2 protein-coding genes and 1 pseudogene are annotated in these 1545 nt (G+C 66.4%); 1 reads left to right on the top strand and 2 read right to left on the bottom strand.

Going from position 1 to position 1545, the window contains the following annotated elements; genetic code table 11:
- Together I8N67_RS41440 and I8N67_RS41445 are read right to left on the bottom strand one after the other, a co-directional pair.
- On the bottom strand, positions 1–174 hold a 174-nt coding region (locus tag I8N67_RS41440), incomplete at its 3' end, for a DUF397 domain-containing protein (protein WP_200309494.1).
- Positions 158–835, bottom strand: coding sequence for a DUF5753 domain-containing protein (locus I8N67_RS41445; protein WP_200309496.1), 678 nt, complete (start codon positions 833–835; stop codon positions 158–160). The genes I8N67_RS41440 and I8N67_RS41445, both read right to left, overlap by 17 nt.
- A 2-nt stretch (positions 836–837) precedes the next feature.
- Between I8N67_RS41445 and I8N67_RS41450 the strand changes: the two are divergent.
- Positions 838–1053, top strand: a pseudogene (locus tag I8N67_RS41450) (CBS domain-containing protein); the annotation flags it as partial.
- Positions 1054–1545: the final 492 nt, after the last annotated feature.

Raw genomic sequence — 1545 nt, forward strand, 5'->3', positions numbered from 1 at the left:
TTGGTCGACAGAGAAGAAGAGGGCCCCGCCCTCTGGGTCCTTGCTGTCCCGGACAGGGACCACACCAGACACGGCGGCAACGTCGGGGGCCACTTCAAGGCAGTTTCCCCCTCCGTTGCCGCTGTAGCTCGACGCGACCCACCGAGCTGCGGTGAGGTCAGGGAAGGTGCTCATGAGGTAGTGCCTCCATTACGGACCGGATAAGGTCCGCCGACTGGACGGGGGACAGCGCCGATGCGCTGAGCAGATCGTAGGCCCGGCTACGGGCTAGGACCTCAGCGTTTTCCTCCACCAGTGTCCCCGTCGTGATGCTCTCCTCATAGGCTATGCGAGCGCCATCATCGAGCGTCCACAGAGAGAGGGAACCGCCCACCAGGGCGTGCCCCCCGTGCTCAAACGGGAGCACTTGAATGTAGGTAGAGGGCGTGAGTGTCAGCTCCAGGAGTCGCTCGAACTGCTGCCTCATGACCTCAGGCCCGCCGTAGGACCGGCGCAAGACAGCCTCATCCAGGATGGCGGCATAGTCGGGCCCAGGGTCCCCCAAGAGCATTTCCTGACGGCTCATGCGACCAGCCACCAGTTCCTCAATGCTCTCGGCGCTGGCCTTGGGGTCGAACGTCGTGAACTGGGCCCGCGCGTACGGCGCTATCTGAAGGAGGCCCGGCACAACCTGAGGGCTGTACTCCTTGATGACAGTGGCTCTGGCCTCAAGGTCCATCCGCCTGCGCCACTTGTCCGGATGGATCTCCTTCTTCGCAAGGCTGTAGAGGTCCGTGAAGATGCTGTCAGTCCCAAAGGCAGCGTCCAGAGCTGCCGGCAGCTCTGGCGGGATCATCGTCTCTGTTCACCCGGTGCGCCTCGCTCGACGACCCGCTGGAGAAGCACATGTCGGCGCCGCTGTCGCAGGTCGGCTCCGGTGAGCCGGTCGGCGACCTGATGTCCGTGCTCGGCTCGGCGGACGCGGCGATCGTGCTCGTCGAGGGCAGGCCCAAGGGCGTGGTCAGCCGGCAGGACCTGCTCGCGTTCCTCGCCAAGGGCGGGGTGAAGCAGTAAGCGGGAGGGAAGCAGGGGGACCAGGAGGGAACCGGGAGGGAACCGGGTGGGACCAGGTGGGAGCCAGTAGGGACCAGGCGGGAACCAGGAGGAATCGCCCTCAAAGGCTCTCGGAGTCGAAGATTTGCGCGGGTTGCGCGGGTTGCGCGTTTAACTTCGCAGAAGTGGTACGAGCGCGTCACGTCCGCGCAGCACCCGCTTAACACGGGTCCGGCACATTAGTGGTTGTCGGCAGGGCGGGAGCGGCTCCCCGCCCGGGCCGGCAACCAAAACGGCGCCAAGGACCTCCGGAGCGGCTCCCGGACCTCCATGGACGCCTAGGACGCGCAAGCCTGGTCCTGACCCGGCCCGCGTCCCTCGCGGGGACCGCCGTCGTCCCGCCCCCCGTCACACGGGGGTGCGGCGGTCCCCGCGCATATTTCTTTATCTTTCCGGCCCTCGCCGTTCGCCGCTCTTCACTCTTCCCAGTCCGAGTCCTGGCCCCTGCCCGTG

Origin of the sequence: Streptomyces adelaidensis, assembly GCF_016598475.1 — a bacterium.
Lineage (GTDB): Bacteria > Actinomycetota > Actinomycetes > Streptomycetales > Streptomycetaceae > Streptomyces > Streptomyces adelaidensis.

Excerpts from the sequence above, each read along its gene's own strand:
- I8N67_RS41445 (WP_200309496.1), bottom strand. The coding sequence starts at position 835 with ATGATCCCGCCAGAGCTGCCGGCAGCTCTGGACGCTGCCTTTGGGACT.